Source organism: Rhodococcus jostii RHA1 (assembly GCF_000014565.1).
GTDB classification, from domain to species: Bacteria; Actinomycetota; Actinomycetes; order Mycobacteriales; family Mycobacteriaceae; genus Rhodococcus_F; species Rhodococcus_F jostii_A.
In genome coordinates this window covers 2,259,692-2,277,444 of the sequence record NC_008268.1, presented here as the reverse complement: position 1 = coordinate 2,277,444, position 17,753 = coordinate 2,259,692, and the positions used below count along the sequence as shown (strand labels likewise).

General features: G+C 69.9%; 17 protein-coding genes. 8 read left to right on the top strand and 9 right to left on the bottom strand.

Annotated features, from left to right (window positions below; translation table 11 throughout):
- Positions 1 to 85: 85 nt before the first annotated feature.
- Positions 86 to 502 (top strand): NUDIX hydrolase, encoded by a 417-nt coding sequence (locus tag RHA1_RS10560; protein WP_009474834.1) that lies wholly within the window; start codon positions 86 to 88, stop codon positions 500 to 502.
- On the opposite strand, the gene RHA1_RS10555 is transcribed toward RHA1_RS10560, so the two are convergent.
- Positions 499 to 1,839, bottom strand: a complete 1,341-nt coding sequence (locus tag RHA1_RS10555) for a hypothetical protein (protein WP_009474833.1) — start codon at positions 1,837 to 1,839, stop codon at positions 499 to 501. The two genes, RHA1_RS10560 and RHA1_RS10555, sit on opposite strands and share 4 nt — an antisense overlap.
- Positions 1,840 to 1,951: 112 nt before the next feature.
- Between RHA1_RS10555 and RHA1_RS10550 the strand changes: the two genes are divergently transcribed.
- Positions 1,952 to 2,704, top strand: coding sequence for an isocitrate lyase/PEP mutase family protein (locus tag RHA1_RS10550; RefSeq protein ID WP_009474832.1), 753 nt, complete (start codon positions 1,952 to 1,954; stop codon positions 2,702 to 2,704).
- A gap of 39 nt (positions 2,705 to 2,743) precedes the next feature.
- Here the strand turns inward: RHA1_RS10550 and RHA1_RS10545 are convergent, their stop codons facing one another.
- The 6 genes from RHA1_RS10545 to RHA1_RS10520 form a co-directional block, all read right to left on the bottom strand.
- Entirely contained in the window at positions 2,744 to 4,927 is a 2,184-nt protein-coding gene (locus RHA1_RS10545; protein WP_009474831.1) for an AAA family ATPase, read from the bottom strand.
- A 27-nt stretch (positions 4,928 to 4,954) separates the two neighbouring features.
- Positions 4,955 to 5,818 (bottom strand): CDP-diacylglycerol--serine O-phosphatidyltransferase, encoded by an 864-nt coding sequence (gene pssA, locus RHA1_RS10540; RefSeq protein ID WP_005251763.1) that lies wholly within the window; start codon positions 5,816 to 5,818, stop codon positions 4,955 to 4,957.
- Complete coding sequence (locus RHA1_RS10535; protein WP_050787281.1) at positions 5,815 to 6,528, bottom strand: phosphatidylserine decarboxylase; 714 nt, start codon at positions 6,526 to 6,528, stop codon at positions 5,815 to 5,817. Before RHA1_RS10535 ends, pssA begins: the two co-directional genes overlap by 4 nt.
- Before the next feature lie 62 nt (positions 6,529 to 6,590).
- Positions 6,591 to 7,628 (bottom strand): DNA polymerase III subunit beta family protein, encoded by a 1,038-nt coding sequence (locus tag RHA1_RS10530; RefSeq protein WP_050787280.1) that lies wholly within the window; start codon positions 7,626 to 7,628, stop codon positions 6,591 to 6,593.
- Entirely contained in the window at positions 7,603 to 8,127 is a 525-nt protein-coding gene (locus RHA1_RS10525; RefSeq protein ID WP_011594969.1) for a tetratricopeptide repeat protein, read from the bottom strand. The genes RHA1_RS10530 and RHA1_RS10525 overlap by 26 nt, the downstream gene beginning before the upstream one ends.
- A 34-nt stretch (positions 8,128 to 8,161) precedes the next feature.
- Positions 8,162 to 8,617, bottom strand: coding sequence for an SRPBCC family protein (locus RHA1_RS10520; protein WP_009474827.1), 456 nt, complete (start codon positions 8,615 to 8,617; stop codon positions 8,162 to 8,164).
- Between the two features lie 475 nt (positions 8,618 to 9,092).
- Between RHA1_RS10520 and hutH the strand changes: the two genes are divergently transcribed.
- Complete coding sequence (hutH, locus tag RHA1_RS10515) at positions 9,093 to 10,640, top strand: histidine ammonia-lyase (protein WP_011594967.1); 1,548 nt, start codon at positions 9,093 to 9,095, stop codon at positions 10,638 to 10,640.
- 71 nt (positions 10,641 to 10,711) lie between these two features.
- The gene (locus tag RHA1_RS10510; RefSeq protein WP_011594966.1) at positions 10,712 to 11,575 is read left to right on the top strand and encodes an alpha/beta fold hydrolase; all 864 of its coding nucleotides are present in this window, start codon (positions 10,712 to 10,714) and stop codon (positions 11,573 to 11,575) included.
- Between the two features lie 7 nt (positions 11,576 to 11,582).
- On the opposite strand, the gene RHA1_RS10505 is transcribed toward RHA1_RS10510, so the two are convergent.
- Both RHA1_RS10505 and RHA1_RS10500 read right to left on the bottom strand, forming a co-directional pair.
- Positions 11,583 to 12,839: an NAD(P)/FAD-dependent oxidoreductase gene (locus tag RHA1_RS10505; protein WP_050787279.1), complete on the bottom strand. Its 1,257-nt coding sequence runs from the start codon at positions 12,837 to 12,839 to the stop codon at positions 11,583 to 11,585.
- An 85-nt stretch (positions 12,840 to 12,924) separates the two neighbouring features.
- Positions 12,925 to 14,088, bottom strand: coding sequence for a helix-turn-helix domain-containing protein (locus tag RHA1_RS10500; RefSeq protein WP_029539299.1), 1,164 nt, complete (start codon positions 14,086 to 14,088; stop codon positions 12,925 to 12,927).
- Positions 14,089 to 14,235: 147 nt separating this feature from the next.
- On the opposite strand from RHA1_RS10500, the gene RHA1_RS10495 reads away from it, so the two are divergent.
- The 4 genes from RHA1_RS10495 (at position 14,236) to RHA1_RS10480 (ending at position 17,617) form a co-directional block, all read left to right on the top strand.
- Complete coding sequence (locus RHA1_RS10495; RefSeq protein ID WP_193384947.1) at positions 14,236 to 15,237, top strand: zinc-binding alcohol dehydrogenase family protein; 1,002 nt, start codon at positions 14,236 to 14,238, stop codon at positions 15,235 to 15,237.
- A gap of 12 nt (positions 15,238 to 15,249) precedes the next feature.
- Positions 15,250 to 16,143, top strand: coding sequence for a universal stress protein (locus RHA1_RS10490; RefSeq protein ID WP_011594962.1), 894 nt, complete (start codon positions 15,250 to 15,252; stop codon positions 16,141 to 16,143).
- 59 nt (positions 16,144 to 16,202) lie between these two features.
- On the top strand, positions 16,203 to 16,982 hold the full coding sequence (locus RHA1_RS10485) for an HAD-IIA family hydrolase (RefSeq protein WP_011594961.1): 780 nt from the start codon (positions 16,203 to 16,205) through the stop codon (positions 16,980 to 16,982).
- Between the two features lie 80 nt (positions 16,983 to 17,062).
- Positions 17,063 to 17,617, top strand: coding sequence for a DUF6764 family protein (locus tag RHA1_RS10480; RefSeq protein WP_011594960.1), 555 nt, complete (start codon positions 17,063 to 17,065; stop codon positions 17,615 to 17,617).
- Positions 17,618 to 17,753: the final 136 nt, after the last annotated feature.

Sequence of the window (17,753 nt, the reverse complement as noted above, 5' to 3'; positions counted from 1 at the left end):
GTCGATTATTCGGACTCACAATCGCGGCAAATCGGACTAATGGGGCGCATTGTGTTATGGGCGGCCTGCCGGATTGTTCTATCTTGTGACGGTGCCTGCCGAGATCCGAACCGCCGCGCTCGCCCACATCCGCGACCGGAAACTCCTCCAGACCCGATCGGTGGGGAAGACCGCGTTCTACATGGCAGGCGGAAAGATCGATCCGGGCGAGAATGCCGAACAGGCTCTGCACCGCGAGATCCGGGAGGAACTCGACGCCGGAATCGTCGACGGGACGCTCGAACATCTGGGGGTCTTCGAGGCGCCCGCGTACGGACATCCCGAGGGCACCGACCTGCACATGACCTGCTTCCTCGCCGAACTGAGCGCCGAGCCGCGGCCGACGAGCGAGATCGCCGAACTCCGGTACTTCACCGTCGACGAATACGCGGCCATGCCCGACGTCGCGCCCGGCTCGATGCTCGTGTTCCGCCGGCTGCAGGCGCTCGGCCTCCTCGACTAGCTGCCGTCCGGCGTACTGCGCCGCTCGTGCACCGAGTAGACGCAGAACGCGACGACGAGCAGCATCACGAAGCCGACGAGATGGTCGGACGCGGCGGTCGAGGCAGGCGATGATGGCAGACGGTGTTCGCTGCTCGCACCCGAGTAAACCACCCGGCTGCGGGGAACAGTGGTCGCCGCCACGAACACCAGCGACGCGAACGGCAACGCGAAACCGAGTACCGCGACCGGTGCCGACCCCGGCAGCGCGGCGGCGAGCGCGAAACCCGCACCGCAACCCAGCACGGCCAGCCGGATCAGCAGAGCGACTCCGTCGTCGCCGAAGTCGGGCCACACGGCGGCGAGCAGCGGAACGACGGCGGCAAGGCAGAGTCCCCACTGCGGGCGCCGCCACTTCGGCGGGACCCGGACCGCCACCGCGATACCCGCGGCGAGAGCGACGACGCCGACCGCCAGCAACGCAGGCGCGGGCGTCGTCACCCGCGGAGTCCGCAGGTCGTCGAGGACGAGCACGGCCGCGGCGGTGACACCGGTCGCGGCGAGAAGGAAGCGTCCGTCGATCCCCGGGAACCGGCGTGCGATCAGCACCGTGGCCGTCAGAATCACGGCGAGCGAGAACGCGACGATCAGCCAGACCGTCAGGGGTTCGCCGAATTCCTGATCGTCGATCCACGCCCCGAACAACCGGTTGAGCAGGGCGAGAGCCAGGGCCCCGACCAACGCGGTCAGCAGAGTCTTCCGGTCCGGACGCTGCACCCGGAACTGCGACCGCGCCACCACGGCCGATGCGAGCGCGAGCACGAGAACTCCGAGCAGCAGCCACTGCGGGGGTTCGCCGATCGCGGAGGTGCTCATACTCGCGGGCTCGACATACGCGGTGTCACTGCGCGGCAGTCGCTGCACACTCGCGAGAAGGAACGCGCTCGTGACACCGAGAGTCAGCGCCAGCTGCGACACCCAGCGACCCCACACCGCGGCGACCGCCGCGCCGAGCAGGAACCCGGCGGTCGCGGTCTTCGCGAAGTGCAGGGCGATCAGCGTGTCGACCCCGCCGGCATTCGGCACCGCCCAGCGCGCGCCGATCAGGGCGAGCGCGCACGCCGCCGCCAGGATCCACGACACTCGCCGGGAGCCGGACCGTTGCAGACCGGCCACCGCGACGACGGCGAGAACGAGAGCCACCACCACACCCGTCGGCTGGCTGCTGAGCCACCGCTCGATCTCCCGGTCGGACGCGTTGATCGTCCAGGCCCGGTTGCGGGGATTGGTGAGGACGAAACCGGCGAGTGCACCGGACGCGAGAGCAGCTGCGGCCGACAGAGGTTCCCGGAAGTCCATTCGCTCACGGTACTCGAGCGGGTAGGAATGGAAATGGCGAACCCGGCGTTGGCACCGAAGGCGTGCCCGAGAACGACTCCGATCGAATACAACCGAGGCGAGGAGCCCACCTATGACGTCGATCAACGAGAAGGCCACCACCCTGCTGGGGCTGCACCAGCCCGGCAACCCCGTCATCCTGCCCACCGTGTGGGATGCCTGGTCCGCGAATCTGGCTGTGTCCGCTGGGTTTCAGGCGCTGACAGTCGGAAGCCACCCGGTATCCGACTCGATCGGCAAGCCCGACAACGAGGGGATCACGTTCGACGAGCTGCTGCACCGCATCTCGCAGATCACCGCAGCGGTGGAGTTGCCGCTGTCGGTCGACATCGAATCGGGATACGGGCTCGAGCCCGCCCGGCTGATCGAAGGTCTGATCGGCGCGGGAGCCGTGGGCCTGAACATCGAGGACACGGTCCACAGCGAGGGCGGGCGTCTCCGCGAACCGCAGGAGCACGCCGACTTCGTCGGAGGGCTGCGGCAGGCGGCCGACGCCGCCGGGGTCCACGTGGTCGTGAATGCGCGCACCGACCTGTTCGTGAAGCAGGTGGGCGACGAGTCCGACCGTGTCGACCGCGCGATCGCTCGGCTGAAGCTCGCCGCCGAGGCCGGGGCCGACGTGCTGTACCCCGTGGGCCGTCACGACGACGCCACCCAGAAGCGGCTCACGTCGGAGCTGCCGCTGCCCGTCAACGCCATCGGTCTGCCCGATCAGGACGATCCGGCGAGCTTCGGGCCGCTCGGCGTCGCTCGGGTGAGCTTCGGGCCGTTCTTCCAGGCCGCCCTCGCCGCACACGCGGCCACGCTGCTCGGCCGCTGGTCCTGACCCGTGAGTACTTCTTAACCGCCCGCGGTTAACAAGTACTCACGGGCGCGACAGCGCATAGGACTCGAGGTGCGCCACTTGCTCGGGATCGAGTGAGGGGCGCACCTTTTCGCGTGCCTCGGCCACGTCGGCCGCGGTGACGTCGGCCGCGTCGATGTTCCGGCGCATGGCGGCCAGCGCGGCTTCCCGCAGCAGCGCCGAGCAGTCGGCGGCCGAGTAGCCGTCGAGGTCGTCGGCGAGGGCGTCGAGGTCGACGTCGTCGGCGAGGGGCACCGACTTCCCGGATGTGCGCAGGATCGCGCGGCGGGCCTCGCCGTCCGGCGGCGGCACGAACACCAGCCGCTCCAGGCGGCCGGGGCGCAGCAACGCGGGATCGATGAGGTCGGGACGGTTGGTGGCACCGACGACCACCACGTCGCGCAGCGGTTCGACGCCGTCGAGTTCGGTGAGCAGGGCGGCCACCACCCGGTCGGACACCCCGGAGTCGGAGCTCTGGCCGCGCCGCGGCGCGAGGGCGTCCACCTCGTCGAGGAAGATCAGCGACGGGGCCGAATCCCGTGCCCGCTGGAACAGTTCGCGGACCGCCTTCTCGGACGCGCCCACCCACTTGTCCATCAGCTCGGCGCCCTTGACGGCGTGCACACTCAGATGTCCCGAACTTGCCAGCGCCCGAACGAGATAGGTCTTGCCGCAACCGGGCGGACCGTACAGCAGCACTCCGCGCGGGGGATCGACGCCGAGGCGGGCGAACGAATCCGGATGCTGCAACGGCCACAGGACCGCCTCGGTCAGCGCCTGCTTGGTCTCCACCATGTCCCCGACGTCGTCGAGGGTGAGGGTGCCGATCGCGAGTTCCTCGCTGCCCGACCGCGACAGCGGGCGGATGACGTCGAGTGCGCCGAGCAGGTCGTCCTGTGTGAGTGCCGGGTCGACGGGTTTCCTGGCCGCGCGTGAAGCGGCGCGCAGGGCCGCTTCCCGGCACAGCGCGGCGAGGTCAGCGACGACGAATCCCGGTGTGCGGGCCGCGATCGCCTCGAGGGCGATGCCGTCGGTGGGGACCTTCCGCAGAAGCAGTTCCAGCAGCGCCCGGCGGGTGGAGCCGTCGGGCAGGGTCAGGGTGAGTTCACGGTCGCACAGGTCCTGCCCGCGCAACCTGGCGTCGACCGACTCCGGGTGCGCCGACGTCGCCACGAACGCGACCCCGACGGTGTCGACTGCGCGGCGGAGTTGTTCGACGATCAGCGCGGACACCGGCTCCGGGGTGGCAGGCAGCAGGGCATCGATGTCGGTGATCAGCAGGACGCCGCCGCTGCGGATCGCGTCGACCGCCGCGGTGACCCGCTGCAACCGTGAGTCGGCTTCCAACGCGCCGGCACTGGGCCCGTCGAGTTCGACCAGTCGCCGGGATGCGAGTACCGCTCGGGCGAGCGTCGCCTTCCCGACACCGGCGGGCCCGGTCACCAGGACACCCAGATGGGGTGAGGCCCCGAGCTTGCGGAGCAGTTCGGGTTCGTCGAGTGCCAGTCCGAGCCACTCGGTGAGTTTGGCTGCCTGCGTGTGGGCACCCACCAGGTCCTCGACCGGAACCGGGGGCACCTCCTCGGCGGGCCGGACGGGCGGCGCGGGCAACCGGGTCGGGGCCGCGGACACCGTTGCGCGCACACCCTCGCCCCACCCGACCGCGGTGTTGGGCTGCACGCTCACCGGACCGCCGGCCGGGTCGACCCCGGTGACGGTGAGCAACTCCGATGTCCACGCGACACCGAACGTCCGGGACAGTGCCTGCGTCGCGGGGGCGGTGCTGGTGCCGGGGCCCAGATCGCGGGGGAGCAGCGACACCGTGTCGCCGACCGTGAGGACCTTGCCGAGCAGGGCGTGACGCAGGGTGACGTCGGAGACGGAGTTGACGGCCAGATTCGACCCGCTGACCGTCACCGTCTTCCCGCCGTACACCGTCACCGGTGTCACGACGACCGTGCTGTTCTCCGTCAGCCCGGCGTTGGACAGCGTCACGTCGTCGAGGAGTGCAGTCCCGGTGGGGGTTCCGGCGGGCGCGCGACCCGCCACCGCGGCGGTGCGGCGCGCGCCGACGAGGGCGATCGCGTCCCACTCGCGGAGGCCGAGCGCGGCCAGGGCTTCCGGATGCAGCCGGACCACGCCGCGCCGGGTGTCGGCGGCCGAGGTGTTCAGTCGGACTGTGAGCGCGAGTTCCGGTGAGGTCACGCCGTCGAGCCTACGTGCGGGAGCGAACTATCGGGCCCGGGGACGGCGCAGTCCGAGCCGTGCGGCGGATCGCCTGCCGCGGGCGTCGGGCTGACGCCGGATGGCCCGCCGCTCGGACGGCTTGATGTCCCACGTCTCGGGTCGCGCGGCCACCCACCGCTTGGAGTGGACCGCGAACGGAATGTGCCCGAGGTACACCGCGACGAGCGCGATCAGCAGGATGTACGGGTAGGTGACCAGAGCCGCCGCCGCGAGCGCCACGAGGACGAGCAGACCGGCCGCCATGTGCGGGGGCACCGACACCGTCTTCAGCGCGAGTGTGGGGATCCGGCTGACGATCAGCGCCGCGGAGATCACGGTCCACGCCACGACGACGGGATACGACGACCACCAGCCGTCGCCCCACTGCGCCGCGGCAGCCAGCGGGGTCAGCGCGACCAGCGCACCCGCGGGCGCCGGGACACCCGTGAAGTACTCGTTGGCGTAGCCGGGCATGTCGTCCTCGTCGAGGAGCGTGTTGAACCGGGCCAGCCGCAGCACGATGCTCACCGCGTAGATCAGGGCGATGATCCAGCCGAAACTCTGACCGTCGAGCAGCGTGACGTAGAGGACGAGGGCCGGGGCGACGCCGAACGAGATGGAATCGGCGAGCGAATCCAGTTCGGCACCCATCTTGCTGGTGGCGTCGAGCATCCGCGCGATCCGGCCGTCGAGCGAGTCGAGGACCGCGGCCGCACCGATCATGGCCAACGCTGTTCCCAGGTCGCCGTCGAGCGCGAACTTGACGGCGGACAGCCCCGCGCACAGCGCGAGGATCGTGACCACGCTCGGCAGGAGCCGGACCGCCTGCTGGGGTCGACCTCTCCGCTGTTGCTTCGCGTTGGCGATCACGGCAGTTGAGCGATGACGGTCTCGGCACCGATCGTCCGTTGCCCTCGCTCGGCGAGCAACGTGGTGCCCGCCGGGAAGTACGTGTCGACGCGGGAACCGAACCGGATCAGGCCGTATGTGTCACCGATCGGGAGGGTGTCGCCGACCTTGGCGTCGCAGACGATCCGGCGGGCGAGCAGACCGGCGATCTGCACGACGGCGACGTCGTGGCCCTCTGGGGTGTGCAGCAGCATGCTGTTGCGTTCGTTGACCTCGCTGGCGTCGGCGAGATCGGCGGAGAGGAACTGGCCCGGCCGGTGGACGACCTTCGTGACCTCACCGCCGACAGGACTGCGCTGGACGTGCACGTCGAGCACGGACAGGAAGATGCTGACCCGGGGGAGCGGCTCGGTGCCCATGTCGAGTTCGGCCGGCGGGACCGCGGAGTCGACGAGCGCGACCTCGCCGTCGGCGGGTGCGACTACGACGCCGACGCGGTTCGGCGGAACGCGGTGCGGATGCCGGAAGAACGCGGCGCACGCTGCGGCGGAGGTCAGCGCTCCGCGCCGGACCCACTTGCGCTTGCGGCCGAGGACGGCCACACCGAGGGGTGCGAGGACGAAGGGCAGCCCGGCCGGGTGCAGGGGCGGAACTGCTCCGCGGACGAGGTCGAGGATGTGCCCGACGCTCGTGGGTTGCTGGGTTCCGGGGGGTGTGGGCTTGCGTGCCACGGGCTCCTCTAACTGTGTCGGACGGACGTGCTGCCTGCGCGCCATCGCGCCGCACCCACAGATTACGTGAGCGCTACCGGCTGCAACGGCATCAGGAGAGAGTACGCACTCGCGGGGTCCGATGTGTGAATCGATCGTGGCCGGATGGCGAGGGGCGTGATGGGTTCACCCACCTGGAACGTCAACTGCTCACCCGGCAGCGCGTCGACGGCTTCGAGGAGAAAACCGGCATTCACCTGCACCTGGAAGAGCACGGGCTGCTCCGTTCCCTGCCTGCCGACGACGATCTCGCCCGACTCGAGAACACCGAGATCCACCCGGTCGCCGGCGTCGGCGAGAAGTGCGCGCAGGTCCGCCGAGGAGAAGGTGTACTCGATTCCGCGGTCGAGGGGCGACAGACTGCGATGGTCGGGAAACGCACCGTCGACGAGACGGGTGCCGAGCTGTTCGCCGCCGCAGCGGAGGGTGATGCTGTCGGCGCCGACGACGACGGTCACCGTGTCGTGGCGACGCAGCAGCCCGGCCGCGTCGTCCAGGAACGTGCACGGGACGACGGCGGAGATCGGCTCGTCCAGCGGTTCGAGGAGGGTCGCCGTTCCCACCGCCAGCCGGTAGCGGTCGGTGGTGACGAGCCGCAGCACGTCGTGGTCCGTTTCGAGAAGGCAGCCGCGCAACACCGGGAAGTCCGAGTGCGGGTCGGCGGCGAACCGCACCGAGCCGAACGCGGTGAGGAGGTCGGTGGTGCGGAGGACGACCGTGCACTCCCGGGTCGCTCGCGCGTCGAGCAGGCGGTGAATTTTCGTCAGTTCGCGCCGGGCGTCGTCGAGCCCCTTCTCGAGCCGGCCGAGATGCCGGTCGAGGAGTCCGTGGGCGTCCGTCCCGCTCAGCACGGCCGCCATGTCCTTCACCGGCACACCCACCCGGCGCATGGCGGCGACGAGGACCGCGGCGTCCACGTGCCGGTCGGCGTACCAGCGGTAGCCCGTCCGCGGGTCGACCGCGTGCGGGGTGAGCACGCCCGCCTTGTCGTAGAACCGCAGCGCGCTGACCGACAGACCGGACGCCCGGGCGAGTTCACCGATGCTGAGCACGGTGCTCACTCTGCCCCTGCGGTCCGACAGCCTCGGCGTCGAGTTCTGCGCGGAGTCGCTCGACGGCCCCGCGGATCATCCGGCCGTATCCGTTGTCGGTGAGGTGTTCGCAGCTCTGTGTGGCCCGATCGAGATGCTGGCGTGCCTCGGACGTCTGGCCGAGCGCGTGATGAGCGGCCGCGACGTTGAGGTGCAGCGACGGGTAGAACCCCGCGACCCGCAGCGAGGAGTGGTGCTGCCGAGCTCGGTCGTCGGTCAGCGAGTCGGCGGCGTGGAGGGCTCGCAGATCCCAGCGCAGCTCCTCGACGGGGTCGGTCTGGACGTCCGCCATGTAGTGGGCCAGCGTGACGACGTGCAACGGGTCCGGTGTGTCGGCGCCGGGACCGGCGAGGGCGTCCCACACCTCCTCGAAGATGCGCCGGGCGCCCTCCCGGTCACCCGCTACTGCCAGTTCCTGCCCCTGCGCGATCCTCGCCATGACGGCGTCCGGTGTGTCCATGCGGACCACGCTGGGGCCTCGACCAGGTCGAGGGTCAACCGGACTACGTGCGCTCGGCTGCCGACTTGATGCGGGCGAGGGTGGTGTTCATGCCGTTCACGAGGTCGACCTCGAAGTCCTCGTTGCCGCCGAGGACGGTCTTGACCAGGAACTGAGACACCTTCGACGTCCCGGTCGGGGCTTCGCGGCGCTCGGTGACCTTGGTTCCGCCCGCTGTCGGCTCGAGTTCGTACGACCAGATGGTGCGGTTCTCGAGGATCCGGAACGCGATGGCCTTGTTCGGCTGGAACTTCACGACCTTCGACGTGGTCGGCCACACGAGGAAGCCTTTGCGGTTGATGTTGACGGTTTTGGTGCCCTCTTCGACGACGCCACCGAGGACGCGCATCGTGCGGCACTGGGGGCTCCATTCGCCCATCCGCTTCAGATCCGACACGACGGCCCACACGTCTTGCGGGGTCGCGTCGATGTCGATGCTTGCTTCGAGGGTGTTTGCCATCGGCTGTCTCCAGTCAGGGAAGGTGGTACGTAAGGTAACAATTACTTTGGCGCCATACTAGGCGCTCGGGCCCGGGCTGTGTGCGGTAGGTCACTGAATTCTCCTCCGACCGCAGTTTTTCCAGCACTTCCGCGCGCCTCATCGAAACCGTGTAACCAAAGGGGCACGATGGGCGATGAGTCAAGAGCGCGACGAAATGTCGCCGGTGCAATGGCGCAAATGGAAAGTTGTCGAGTCGGTGTTCGGAAGTGATCGGTAGTGAATGTTCATTCGATCCTGCGGTGGGACCGCAGCCCTCTCCCTCTACTCGAATCAGCCCGATTGCAAGGACGTCCGTCCTCGTGGCCGAGTGAAAAACTCGAACGTCTGATGACGCCACGCGAAATCGAGGAAGCTCTCCGCGGCCGGTTGTAGACGCCGTCGTCGCTCCCGCAATCTCGTCACGCTCCTTCCGGCCCCGGGGGAGACTGGGGTTGTGGGAGCCGAAGAGTCTGTCGTGGTCGGGACCGGAGCGGTCTCCGCCGAAGAAGTGATCCGAGTGGCGCGTCGAGGCGCCCCGGTGCGGATCTCACGGGACGCGATGTCGGCCATGGCGGAAACCCGGAAGCGCATCGAGGCGCAGGCCGAGGACCCGAAGCCCGTGTACGGGATCTCGACGGGTTTCGGGGCCCTCGCCACCCGGCACATACCTTTTGCGCTCCGGACGCAGCTGCAGCGCAGCCTGGTCCGCTCGCATGCCGCCGGAAACGGCCCCGAGGTGGAACGCGAGGTGGTGCGGGCGCTGATGCTGCTGCGGCTGTCGACCCTGGCCACCGGCAGGACCGGCGCGCGGCCGGAAGTCGCGCAGGTGTACGCGTCGCTCCTGTCGGCCGGCATCACACCCGTGGTCCACGAATACGGGAGCCTCGGATGCTCGGGCGATCTGGCGCCGCTGGCCCATGTCGCGCTCGCGGTGATCGGTGAGGGCACGGTGCGGGATGCGGACGGAGCACTCGTGCCCGCGGCGACGGCACTGTCCGCTGCCGGCATCGAACCCGTCGTGCTCGAGGAGAAGGAGGGTCTCGCCCTTATCAACGGCACCGACGGCATGCTCGGCATGCTGCTGCTGGCGTGCGAGGACCTGCACGGGCTCCTCCGACTGGCCGACGTCACGGCGGCGATGAGCGTGGAGGCGCTGCTGGGCACCGACCGGGTGTTCGCCCCGGACCTGCAGGCGCTCCGGCCGCACCCCGGACAGGCCCACGCCGCCGCGAACATGGTCCGGTTGCTCGCCGGCTCGGAGATCGTCGAGAGTCACGCCAATCCGTCCTGCACCGTGGTGCAGGACGCCTACTCGTTGCGGTGCGCCCCGCAGGTCGCCGGGGCGGCGCGGGACACGCTCGCGCACGCCGAGCGGGTGGCGTCGTGGGAACTGGCGAGCGCGATCGACAACCCGGTGGTGACGCTGGACGGGCGGGTGGAGTCGAACGGCAATTTCCACGGGGCGCCGGTCGGGTACGTGCTGGACTTCCTGGCGATCGTCGTCGCGGATGTGGCGAGCATGAGCGAGCGCCGCACCGACCGCTTCCTCGACGTGGCCCGCAATCACGGGCTGCCCCCGTTCCTGGCCGACGACCCCGGGGTGGACAGCGGCCACATGATCGCGCAGTACACCCAGGCGGCGATCGTCTCGGAGCTGAAGCGGCTGGCGGCGCCGGCGAGTGTGGACTCGATTCCGTCGTCGGCGATGCAGGAGGACCACGTGTCGATGGGGTGGTCGGCGGCCCGGAAGCTGCGCCGGGCCATCGACGGACTGACCCGGGTGCTCGCCATCGAGGCGTTGACAGCGGCTCGCGCGCTCGACCTGCGTGCCCCGCTCGCACCGTCACCGGCGACGGGTGCGGTGCGGGACACGATCCGTGAGCACGTCGCCGGACCGGGGACCGACCGTCACCTCGCGCCGGAGATCGAGGCCGCAGTCACCCTCGCCTCGTCCGGCGCGCTGGTCGCGAGCGCGGAGTCGGTGGTGGGAAAGCTGGACTGACCGGGGCGCTCGACGGCTCCGTTGATGTCGCGAGTCTTGCGAACTACCGTGGAATGCAGGAGATGGTCCTCATGACTCTCGCGGAGTTCGACACACGCAGGAAGACCGTCGGCACGGACCGTGGTCCGGTCAGCTACTTCGATTCCGGCACCGGCCGTGTGGCGTTCTTCATCCACGGCGTCGGGACCTCCGGCTACCTCTGGCGCAACGTGATCAGTCAGCTCGAGGGAGATAGACGGTGCGTCGCCCTCGACCTTCCGCTGCACGGTCACACCCCCGCCGCGCCCGATCAGGACTTCACGCTGGGCGCACTCGCCGACGTCGTCGCGGCCACGTGCGACGCCCTGGGGCTGCTCGAGGTCGACGTGGTTGCCAACGATACCGGCGGAGCGGTCGCGCAGATCTTCGCGGCCCGGCACCCCGACAGGTTGTCGTCGCTGACGTTGACGAACTGCGAAACCCATGACAACGTGCCGCCGAAGGCGTTCCTTCCCGCCGTGCTGCTCGCGCGGGCGGGACTGCTCGCCCGGATTGCGCCACCACTGGCGAGGAACGTGTCGAGGGCTCGTAAACTGTTGTACGGCAGTGGGTATCAGAACGTGCGATCACTGCCGGAGGAAGTCGTGGCCTCGTACGTCGAGCCGCTCCTCGGCACCCACGGCCGAGCGTTGCTCTTCCAGCGCTGGATCGCGTCCCTCCATCCACGCGACCTACTCGCGGTCGAGCCGGACCTCGCGGCACTCGAGGTCCCCACACTCGTCGTGTGGGGCACCGGAGACAGGTTCTTCCGGACGAAGTGGGCCTACTGGCTGCGCGACCTCATCCCGGGAGCACGGGAAGTCGTGGAGATCCGGGGTGGCAAGTTGTTCTTCCCCGACGAACGTTCGCGCGAACTGGTCGTCGAGTTGCGCAGATTCTGGGCAGCTCGTTCCTGAGCCGCGCTCAGCGCAGCGGGTCGAAATGCCGCATGACGCCGGGAACCTCGCCGCCGGTCATGGAGTCGGCCATCATGCGCCCGGTGAGCGGGCCCAGGGCGATGCCCCACATTCCGTGACCGCCCGCCACGTGCACGCGGGGGGAGCGGGTGGCGCCGACGAGCGGAAGTCCGTCGGTGGTGCAGGGCCGGGATCCGACCCACTCCTCCTGACGCGACTCCCAGTCGATGCCGGTGAACATGGGCGTCGCGGCCTCGATGATCGCCCGGACCCGACGCGGGTCGAGAGGTGCGTCGGGACTGCGGAATTCCATCATTCCGGCGACACGGAAACGGTCGTGCAGCGGCGTGCACGCCACTCGCTGGGTGGGGAAGTAGATCGGGTTCTTCGGCATCTGCTCGGGCTGGACGCTGAAGCTGTAGCCGCGGCCGGCCTGTACCAGGGCGCGGACACCGAACGGGCGGGCGAGAGCATTGAGGCGTGCGCCGCTGGCGATGACGACGGCATCGGCGGCGACCGCGTCGCCGGTGGCCGAGACCAGGCTGACCCCCGACCGTCCTCGATCCTGCACAGCGGCCACGTCGAAACCGGACCTGATGTCGCCGCCCCGGGCCCGGACGGCGTCGGCGAGTGAGTGCACGAAGCGCGGCGGGTCGATGAAGCGCTGGTTGCGCAGCCTCAGACCGGAGTGCACGCCGTCGCCGAGACTCGGCTCGAGAGAATGGATCTCGTCCCTGTCGACGCGGTCGTACTCGACCTCGCCGCCTGCGGCCTCGACGTGACGGAACTCGTCGACGAGCGTTTCGCGGTCCTCGTCCGACTTGAACGCGGTGAGGAACGGGTCGGCGAGATGCGTGTGCTCCCGCACGCCGCCGTCCGCGAGTTCGTCGTAGGCGCCCAGGGAGATCCGGTTGACCTCGGCGTACACCTTCATCGCGTCCTCCCACCGGGAGGGCGTGCAGTGCCGGGCGAAGCCGACGAGGAAACGCACCAGGCGCAGATCGGTCGTGAAGGGAACGTAGACCGGCGACGACGGATTCAGCATTGCGCGCAGCCCGTACTTCAACACGGAGGGCTCGGGCAGCGGCAGCGTCAATGCCGGTGCGAGCCAACCCGCGTTGCCCCAGGACGCGTCCGACGCGACACTCTCACGGTCGACGACCGTGACGCGCACGCCGCGCTCCTGGAGGAACCATGCCGTGGACAATCCGACGACGCCTGCTCCGACGATCGCGACGTGGTCAGGGCGCTTCACTGTGCTCATGACTCCATCATGGGTCGGCGACGGCGCCGGGGGAGTAGCCGTTCGGCCAGTCCCCGACAGTGCCCCCTGTGCAATCGGCCAGGGGTCACATGGCCCGCAGTCCCGTCAGCTTCAGGTGCAACATCAGGATGAGCCGGGTGTCCGCGTCGGAGAGGTCCACGTCGCACGAATCGACGCAGCGTCGCAGCCGGTTCCTCAGGGTGTTGGGGTGCACGTGCAGCGCGGCCGCCGCATCGGCGACGTCGCCGCCGTGGGTAAGGAAGGCGCGGGCCGTGGCCACGAGATCGGTCCCGTGCTGCTCGTCGTGCCGGGTGAGCGCGGCGAGCGGGGTGAGCTCGCCCAGGCCGTCGAAGATGTCCGCGACACGCAACGCCAGCACGGACGCGAGACTGTCCCGCATCGTCCCGACGACACCGCCGGACCGGGCGTGCTGCAGGACGGTGAGGACCCGGTCGGCGTCCCCTCGCGACAGGTGAGCCTGGCTGGCCGTCGTCACTTCGCGTCCGACGGCGACCACGAACGCCGCCCCGCTGCGGGCGCGACCGAGGAAGTTCTCGGCGAGGCGCCGGACGTCCTTCTCCGACGCGGCGATGACCACGTAGATGACGTCGTCGAGCTGGGCGGCGACCGAATCGACCGCCAACGTGTCGAGGTACAGGCCGAGGGAGGCGAGCAAACCGGACGGCAGCGAGCGCCCGATCGTGACCGGGGCGGCCGCCGCGACGGTCAGCCTTCCCTCCAACCGGAGGTCGTCGGCGGCGCGGAAGGCGGGCTCGCCGCCGTTGATCAGCGCACGCACCCGATCCACCTGCATCCGGCGCGTCACGTCCACCCGTTCGCGCTCCGCCGCGATGTGCTCTGCGACGACAGGCACCGCGGACCGCAGGATCGATTCCTGTTCCGGGGTGGGGGCGGACGTCATCGCCGCCCAGATGGACCCGACCGACCGTCCCGCGTCCCGCACCGCGATCACCGCGCGGGGAGTCATGTTCGGCATCCGCATGTCCACGTAGAAGACGTCGGTGTCGCGGTGCAGGCGCTCGAAGACGCCGGCGTCCGCGAGGAGCTGCCGATACTTCCCGGGCACCTGCCGTCCCAGAATGGTCTCGATGCGGGCTTGGTCCACGGCCTGCTCGCCGCTCGAATAGGCCAGAACCGTCGAGTTCTCGTCCTCGATCGTGATCGGCGCGCCGATCAGCTCGGCCAGCGACCCCGCCACCGTGAACAGGTCTTCACCGCGCAGGTCCATGCCTGGGAGCCTAGTTGCCGGGGACGGTCCGGCCCGGTCTTCGCGGCGACACCGTGTCCTCGAGACACGGGCCTCCTGGTCCTGGCGGTGGCCACCCCGCACGGGCATTGTGGGGGTATGGCGGCGGCGCAGGGCGGAACCGGAACGATGGCCGCGTGGCGCGTGGTCGCGCCGGGCCCCGTCGCGGGCCACCCGGTGGAACTCGGACGCGAGACGGTTCCCGAGCCGGGAACGGGCGAACTTCTCGTGAAGGTGCTGGCGTGCGGAGTGTGCCGCACCGACCTGCACGTGACCGAAGGGGACCTGCCCGTGCACCGGCCCCGGGTGATTCCCGGCCACGAGGTGGTGGGGGAGGTTGCCGCACTGGGCGATTCGGTGTCGGGGTCCTTCGCTGTCGGCGACCGGGTGGGAATCGCCTGGCTGCGTCACACCTGCGGACACTGCGCGGCCTGCCTGCGCGGCGCGGAGAACCTGTGCAGGCAGTCGCAGTACACGGGATGGGACGCGGACGGCGGATACGCCGAATTCGCGACGGTCCCGGCCGACTACGCGCTGCACCTGCCGGAGGGCTACTCGGACGCCGAACTCGCACCCCTGCTGTGCGCCGGGATCATCGGCTACCGGGCACTCGAACGTGCCACGGTCCCCGACGGCGGCGCACTGGGCGTCTACGGGTTCGGCGGCAGCGCGCACCTCACCGCCCAGGTCGCGTCGATCCGCGGCGCCCGCGTGCACGTCATGACGCGTGGGGCGGAGGCCCGTGCGCTGGCGCAGCGACTCGGGGCGACGTCCGTGCAGGGTGTGCGCGACGTGCCGCCGGAACCCCTCGACTCCGCGATTCTGTTCGCGCCGGTAGGCGATCTGGTGCCCGTGGCGATGGAGGCGCTCGCCGACGGCGGCACCCTCGCGGTCGCGGGGATCCACCTCACCGACATTCCCGCGCTCGAGTATCAGAAGCATCTGTTCCGGGAACGGCAGATCCGCAGCGTCACCGCCAATACCCGTTCGGATTCCGTCGAATTCCTGCGCATCGCAGCGGAACACCGGCTGAGTATCGACATCCACCCGTACCCACTCGACCGCGCCGACCGGGCCCTGCGCGACCTGGCCGGCGGAAAGTTCAGCGGTGCAGCAGTTCTCGAGCCGTAGAGGGAGAGAGATATGAGCGAACATGCAGGGGCGCCCGTGGTCGTCGGTATCGATGGTTCACGCGCCGCGCTCGACGCGGCGCGCTGGGCCGCGGGCACGGCGGTCCGGCTCGACGCCCCACTCCTGCTCGCCCACACCTACCCGGACGAGGCCACGTTCTACAACGGCACCGCGATGATGATCGACGCCCAGTTCATCCAGGAACTGCGCGAGGACGGCAACTCGATGCTCGACGCCACCACCGCTGCCGTCCTGCAGGACCACCCCGGACTCGCCGTCGAGCGCGACGTCCGATCCGGGTCGGCGGCGTCCCACCTGATCGAGTTGTCGAGGGCGGCGCGGATCGTGGCGCTCGGCGCGCAGGGTGCCGGCGCGGTCACCGACTACCTCCTCGGGTCCACGGTGCTCCGGACGGTCAACCACGCGCACAGTCCCGTCGCGGTCGTCCGGGGAGCGCCCGCGACGGCCTCACCGGACACCCGACCGATCGTCGTCGGCGTGGACGGCAGCCAGGTCAGCGAGAAGGCCGTCGAGGAGGCGTTCGCACTCGCGTCCGCGTTCGGCGTGGGTCTGGACGTGGTGCACGCGTGGAGCGGTGAGAAGCAGCACGGCCTCGCCCATGCGTCGAAGTACGTGGACTGGACCGCCTACGAGGAAGGGGAGAAGGCCGTCGTGTCCGAATGCCTCGCCGGCATCCGGGACGAGTACCCGGACGTGCCGGTGAACGAGGTGACGACACAGGGGGTGTCCGCCGACGTCCTCCTGCGGCACGCGACGACGGCGCAACTGCTGGTGGTCGGAAGCCACGGCCGGGGCAAGGTGATGGGTGCCCTGCTCGGATCCGTCAGCCAGAATCTGGTGCACCACGCTCCCTGCCCCGTCCTCGTCTGCCGGGCTCGGCAGTGACACCGTCCGAGCCGGGCTCGGCAGTGACACCGTCCGAGCCGCGCGGATAGGCTCCTGTCATGGCTGGGGTCGAGGGTGTCCTGCTCGATATAGACGGGGTTCTGGTTACTTCGTGGCATCCGATCGACGGGGCCGCGGCGGCGGTGCGGGAGGTGCGCGAGCGCGGACTCGCGTGCGCCTACCTCACCAACACGACGTCCCGGACGTGCGACGAGATCGCCGACGCCCTCCGTTCGGCGGGCATCGAGGCCGACTCCGGCGAGATCGTCACGGCGGCCCGGCTCACCGCGGAGTACGTCCGGTCGACCTACCCCGGGGCGCGGGCCTGGGTCCTCAACAGCGGCGACATCGTGGCCGATCTGTCCGGGATCGAACTGGACGACGAGGACCCCGAGGTGGTGATCCTCGGTGGCGCCGGGCCGGAATTCACGCATGACGCTCTGAGCCGCGTGGTGGAGCTGATGCTCGACGGCGTCCCCGTCGTCGCGATGCACCGGGCCACCACATGGGCCACCCACGACGGGCTGCGCATCGACACGGGCACGTATCTGCCCGGTATGGAAGAGGTCGCGGGAACCAACGTCGTGTCGGTGGGCAAGCCGTCGCTCGCGGCGTTCCTCACCGCCACCGATCTGATGGGCACGGAACCGGACGTGACAGTGATGGTCGGTGACGATCTGACGAATGACGTCCTCGCCGCGCAGCGGGTGGGACTGACCGGCGTTCTGGTGCGGACGGGCAAGTTCCGCCAGTCGGTTCTGGACCTCGCCCCGCAGCGACCGGACCACGTGGTCGACTCCGTCGCGCAGCTGCCGAAGCTCCTCGACGAACTCGCCTGACCGCGGTCCGGGACTAACCGGCCGCGAGCGGGTACTCTCGCGGCGAATCCTCCAATTCGTCGTTCCCAGAAGGAGCTTCCATGCTCGCTGTCTCCACGCCCGTCACCTCGACCGCCTCGGTATCTCGTACTCGTATCTCGACTCTGTTCGGCCGACGGCTGGCACGCGTGGGAGCGGCTATGGCCGTGGGTCTGGGCGTCGCGGCGGGAATCTCGGTGGCCGGTGCGGGCGTCGCCGGTGCCGCCCCCGTCAACTGTGTCTCCCCGCCGTCGGCCAACGACGTCCAGGTGTCGGACACCGCGAGTTGCGGCGCCAAGGCGTCCGAGGCCGGCGTTGCCCACGCGATGGCCGCGGACAGCGGCACCGCGGTGAGTGTCGCCAACGGACACAGCGGCGCCACGACGTACGCCAACGGATACGGAACGTCGCTCGGTGCGTCGACCGGCTCGGGTCAGGCCTACGCGCTCGCGCTCGGCGGTGGCATCGCTCGCTCCGGTGCGGCCGACGGCACCACCACCGTCGCGATCGCCGGCTGGGGTTCGGGCGCGACTGCCGATGCGAACGGCGTCGACTGCGTCGGTGCCCTGTCCCTCGCGTTCAACGTGAACACCGGCCAGGTCTGCGCGATGCGCTGATCGCCCGGGCGCACCGGTTCCGTCCCGACCTTGCACTCACCCTGTCCGAGTGCTAAAAATGCACTTGGCACTCACGACGCGTGAGTGCCAGGTCGGGACGGTGAGACCGGGAACCAAAGACACCCCTGGTCGTCCG